Consider the following 5062-nt stretch of genomic DNA (forward strand, 5'->3'; position numbering starts at 1 on the left):
CGATCAGATAGAGAGCCAAACCGAGTTTAAAGCGGATCAATCGATCTGGGTATACATCAGAGACGAAATCGAAGCGCCTTGTGAAAACAGCCCTATCGTTCAAACCTATGTTGATACTGTCATGGCAGGATGTTTAGAGGTGTCTGAAAGCTTTGCGGCGCACTTTGTGCAACATACACAAGGTTGGCACCATCCATTAGAAAATGATCGCCACCAGCCGAAATACGGCAACCTTGCTGGGGTTTCTGATCACCACCACAGTGTGATTGATGGCTTGATACTGACCGTTCGTAGCTAGTTGATACTCATAATTTGTCGGTCTACATAGCTCGTTGCTCTTAGTCAGTGAACTCGACCGTTAACTGTTCTAAATCGGGGGTTAAACAACTCAAACCTGTAAACACCTAAGAGATTAGAGCTAACTTAGAACAAAAGAAAAAGCGCTAGGGGGAGCTAGCGCTTTTAAGACCAACTAAGTCCGTTTAGCCTGGTAGTTTTTTCAGCTATATCATTAGGATATAATCAATTTTTTTACTTAGGTAAATCAAAAAGCCTATTCTTTACGACTGCTTTTAGTCGTAAATTAAGTATAGTCGGGTTCTTACAATAATCCGGATTTTTCTAAAAATAATTCGCATAAAATTGATGACCGAACAACTGCTGCAACTATGCAGCAACCACAGATGAAACGGCTTGTGTAAAAAGCTTTCTAAGTAGCTTATTTTTATCATCTAAATGCTTAGCCTTGCGATAGATGAGCTGTATATCAAAATCAGGCACATCGATAGGTGGCTCCACTGCTACCACGGTATCTTGGTCTTGAGTATCATTGCGTGCCACCAGTTTGGGGACGATACACAATAACTCCCTACCTCTTATCAAACGTTTTACTGTTAAAAAATTGCTTGAAGATATAGCCACTTTTCGGCTGAAGCCTAATTCAGCCAAACGTTTATCGACGCCAGTCTTTAAAGACCCAGCGGGAGACACAAGAGCATGCTCGACAGCAACAAACTGTTCTAACGATATAGGCCCCTCAATAGATACAACCGACTTGTCGAATAAACAGACATGTTGCTCTGTGTACAAATGCGTGGTTCGATATTGCTTTGAGACCTCACCAAAACTGCCTATCGCCATATCAAGCTTGGCGTCTTCAAATACTTGCTGATAGTTACTCCGGTTTACATTGAACAGCACAACTTGCGAATTAGGAGAGGATTGCTTGATGAGGTCAAACAACGCTGGCGCGAACATCTGCTCAGCATAATCGGTAAGACCAATCTTCCAAGTCCCTTTATAAGTCGCGGCATCAAACGATTTAGACAGTAACACCTCTGACTGGATGGTATTGAGCAGAGCTTCTACCGTACTGGACAGTTCAATGGCTCGATCGGTCGCCTCCATCTTGCTACCGACACGCTCAAACAGAGGGTCATCAAACAGCTTTCTCAGTCTTTGTAAGCTATGACTCATCGCAGATTGGCTGACATAACAACGTTCTGCCGCCTTACTCACACTGTTGGTTTTATACAGAGCTTGCAGTGCAATCAATAAGTTAAGGTCAATTCCTTTCCAGTTAAAATCAGCCACAAATCAATCCCATATTATTCATAGTTATAATTAAAACAATTAATTTGAATCATAGTTTAACTCCACCTAAATTACGCTAAACATTTATCTGGAATCGATCATGCTTTCAATTTTTAAAACCTTTTTCTGGCTTGGCTGGATTAGCTTCGGTGGACCAGCGGCACACATTGGCTACTTCCGTAAAGCCTTTGTTGAGAAACTGAATTGGTTATCCGACGAAGAGTACGGGCAAATTGTCGCCCTCAGTCAATTTCTGCCTGGTCCAGGCTCAAGTCAGGTTGGCTTCGCGGTTGGTTACAAAAAAGGTGGCTTAACCGGTGCGATTGCCGCATTTGTCGGTTTCACCTCCCCTTCTGTCATCCTAATGTTGATATTGGCCTTAGTGAGCAACCAGTTGTTGGAAGCACCGCTTTTCATTTCAATCATCCACGGACTTAAGCTACTCGCGGTCGTGGTTGTAGCTGACGCCACTTTCGGCATGTACAAAAACTTTTGCCAATCAAAGATAGCAACAGCACTGTGTGTGATAACCGCGATTGTTCTGCTTTTAAGTCCTGGGATCTTGCCTCAGGTATTAGTTCTATTGTTTGCTGCTATGGTTGGCAGTAAGTTCTTAACCTCACACGAATTAAAAACAGTACCTTCGACGCACAAGATATCGTTAACACCGCTCGTGATTTTCGTTGCTTTACTGGTTGGTCTGCCTCTATTCAGTGCTTACTCTCAAGGCATTGAAGTATTTGGCTTGTTCTACCAAGCAGGCAGCTTGGTATTCGGTGGCGGTCACGTGGTTCTTCCGTTGTTACAGAATGGTATTGGTGACCAACTGTCTCAAGATGCCTTCCTAACAGGCTATGCCGCAGCGCAAGCCGTACCGGGCCCGATGTTTACGTTAGCCACTTACCTAGGTTATGTATTAATGCCATCAGCACCGATCACAGGGGCACTGCTCGCAACGATTGCGGTGTTCTTACCGGGCTTCTTGCTGCTACTGGGTGTATTGAAGAACTGGCAGGCAATTGCGAGTAAGCCTCTAGTAGCTGGGGCGCTTACCGGTGTGAATGCAGCAGTTGTTGGTCTATTGCTTGCGGCCCTGTATCAACCCATCTTCACAAGCGCAGTGAGCAGCGGCATAGACTTCGCTCTGATCATTGTTGGTGTGTGGTTATTAAAAACCGTAAAGGTCCCGATTGTAGGGTTAGTGGGTGTGTTTATGTTGTTTGGCGCAATTACAGGTTTGGCGATCTAAGCTATCAATTAATAGACAGACAAATAAGAAGTGAGAGGTTTGATCGCTTACTTCTTGTTTTCCCGCTCTTCATTCAAAAACTAAAAGCATCTTTTACTTCCTATAGTGGTTTAACCCCGTGGAAGTTAAAGAACAAATTGCAATCAATAAGCGGTACAAAGTTCAGCGGCCAAAATGATTTTTGGTGTTCAGGAAGGTAATACCTTAAGAAAGCGATTAAGTTATTACATGGATTGACATGCTCTCTCGCCATAATGTAATCGTAATGCCACCCCTTCTGTAAGGCGTGTTTTCTTGTCGTCATATAACGGCCTATTTTCCAAGCGACCCCAGGATCGGTAGGAATCAAAATAGACAGAGTGCCTCCAGGCTTTAACACTCGTAACCACTCTTTGATCACCAAATGAGGCTCGTATAGGTGCTCCAATATATGAGTTGCGATCACGCGCTCGAAGCTATTGCTTTCAAAATCTAACTCACAAGCATTAGTTACGTTAAAAGTGAGTTTGTCATAAGAATTGATACGACTGAGTTGCTCTTTTGCCACCTCAAGAGCCGCAGCATCGCCATCACTCACGATATACTCGTCAAAGGTGTGTTTGACGTGCAGCAAGTGTTCACCTGTACCGGAGCCCACTTCTAACACTCTCGAAAAGTGTTCACTTTCACCAAATGGCTTTTCACATGCTATGTGGCCAGCTCTCATCACATAACCCGTTGTATTGCCGTTATAAACTCGCTCATCATATTCGTCACTGAAACGGGACAAATAATCGATCCACTCTTTGTCTTCATCCTTGCTTGTTCTCATGCTTGATTCCTATTCAGATAGCGTTTTATCACTCGTTCTTAATATAGAAAGAATCCTCATCTCTCGCCTACCTCGTGATACGTTGTCGAGTATCAACCCACAGAAAAAAGACATCACCGCTATCAACGCAATTGAGCTAGACAAAATCGCAGTAGGCACCCTTTCGACGAGCCCAGTATCGATGAAGTCGATGATAACGGGGATTCCTAAAACCAATGAAATGAAGCAAAGCAACATAGACAACACGCCAAAGAAAAACATTGGCTTTACATCTCTCAATAAGAACAAAATGAAATTGAGAATTTTGAGCCCATCACTAAAGGTATTCAATTTACTGGCTGTGCCTTCAGGCCTTGATTGATATTGCGTCGAAACTTCTTTGATTGGCATATTATGATGTAGCGCATGAACGGTAAGCTCTGTTTCTATTTGGAAGCCATCACTGAAAATGGGTACGGTTTTGACAAATCGATGGCTCATAATTCGATAACCAGAAAACACATCACTCAATTGAGCATTGAATGCTAAATTAATCAGCGATGAAAACAGCTTATTTCCTAGGATATGCCCTTTGGGATAAGCCATTGAAGCTCGCTCTCGACTTCCAATAATCATATCGAGTTTTTCATCATCCAATTGTTCGATCAGCGCAGGGCATATTGACGCATCGTAAGTGTCATCACCATCAGCCATCACATAGATATCAGCATCAATATCAGAGAACATTCTCCTGACAACCTCCCCTTTACCTTGGCGAGGCTCATGTCGAACAATAGCCCCAGCTTTCAAGGCCTCGTTTACCGTGTTGTCGGTTGAGTTGTTGTCATACACATAAATAGGCGCATCAGGTAAAGCCTGCTTAAAAGACATAACTGTCTTTCCGATAGCACCCGCTTCATTAAAACATGGGAGTAATACTGCAACTTTTATACTATTCATAAACTCTCCCTAACCCTAAAGATTCGGTAGCCATCAGGAACATCGTCATATATGGTCTCCAACCAGCTGGGAACATTTGAGCTGTATAATTTGTTTATAAGAGCCTCTTCACTTGCTGATTTTTTCAAAACCATTAAGTGGGCGTCATTTCCTATAACAATATAATCAATGTTCTTAGCTTGGATTTCGTCCTTGGCTAAACTCATATCCCCCTCTAACATAACCTCTATAAGAAATTGATTACCAACAATATTTCTATGATAAGGGGCTGCGATTATGCGGTTATTAGTGTGTGCCAACACAGGTGCTCCCGTCTCAATTCCTGTTAGAATAACCTTTGCTTCGATGCCCTTTTCTTCCAATACTCTAAATAGAGTTTTCTTGTCATTTTCAACCGCATTTCTTTCGATGTCATCATTACCAACCGCTATCACTAGAAATGCCATTACTAATGGAGATCCTAATAATAT

Annotated in this window: 4 protein-coding genes and 2 pseudogenes; 2 read left to right on the forward strand and 4 right to left on the reverse strand. The window is 42.7% G+C overall.

Annotated features, from left to right (window positions below; genetic code table 11):
* Positions 1–298, forward strand: a pseudogene (locus AB4232_RS20620) (gamma-glutamylcyclotransferase); the annotation flags it as partial.
* Positions 299–666: 368 nt separating this feature from the next.
* Here AB4232_RS20620 and AB4232_RS20625 read toward each other — a convergent pair.
* Positions 667–1593: a LysR family transcriptional regulator gene (locus AB4232_RS20625; protein ID WP_372087899.1), complete on the reverse strand. Its 927-nt coding sequence runs from the start codon at positions 1591–1593 to the stop codon at positions 667–669.
* A gap of 100 nt (positions 1594–1693) precedes the next feature.
* Between AB4232_RS20625 and chrA the strand changes: the two genes are divergently transcribed.
* A complete protein-coding gene (gene chrA, locus AB4232_RS20630; RefSeq protein ID WP_372087900.1) occupies positions 1694–2842 on the forward strand; it encodes a chromate efflux transporter in 1149 nt (382 codons plus the stop codon).
* A 100-nt stretch (positions 2843–2942) separates the two neighbouring features.
* Here chrA and AB4232_RS20635 read toward each other — a convergent pair whose 3' ends face one another.
* The 3 genes and pseudogenes from AB4232_RS20635 to AB4232_RS20645 form a co-directional block, all read right to left on the reverse strand.
* The gene (locus AB4232_RS20635; RefSeq protein ID WP_102249113.1) at positions 2943–3653 is read right to left on the reverse strand and encodes a class I SAM-dependent methyltransferase; all 711 of its coding nucleotides are present in this window, start codon (positions 3651–3653) and stop codon (positions 2943–2945) included.
* Positions 3654–3662: 9 nt separating this feature from the next.
* On the reverse strand, positions 3663–4592 hold the full coding sequence (locus tag AB4232_RS20640; protein ID WP_135382496.1) for a glycosyltransferase family 2 protein: 930 nt from the start codon (positions 4590–4592) through the stop codon (positions 3663–3665).
* Positions 4589–5062, reverse strand: a pseudogene (locus AB4232_RS20645) (hypothetical protein); the annotation flags it as partial. The gene AB4232_RS20640 and the pseudogene AB4232_RS20645, both read right to left, overlap by 4 nt.

Origin of the sequence: Vibrio sp. 10N.286.46.A8 (assembly GCF_041470165.1) — a bacterium.
In the GTDB taxonomy this organism is placed as follows: Bacteria; Pseudomonadota; Gammaproteobacteria; order Enterobacterales; family Vibrionaceae; genus Vibrio; species Vibrio tasmaniensis_A.

What these genes read in the sequence shown, in the direction of transcription:
- AB4232_RS20635 (WP_102249113.1), bottom strand. Translation starts at nt 3,653, where the DNA reads ATGAGAACAAGCAAGGATGAAGACAAAGAGTGGATCGATTATTTGTCC.
- AB4232_RS20640 (WP_135382496.1), bottom strand. Translation starts at nt 4,592, where the DNA reads ATGAATAGTATAAAAGTTGCAGTATTACTCCCATGTTTTAATGAAGCG.
- chrA (WP_372087900.1), top strand. Translation starts at nt 1,694, where the DNA reads ATGCTTTCAATTTTTAAAACCTTTTTCTGGCTTGGCTGGATTAGCTTC.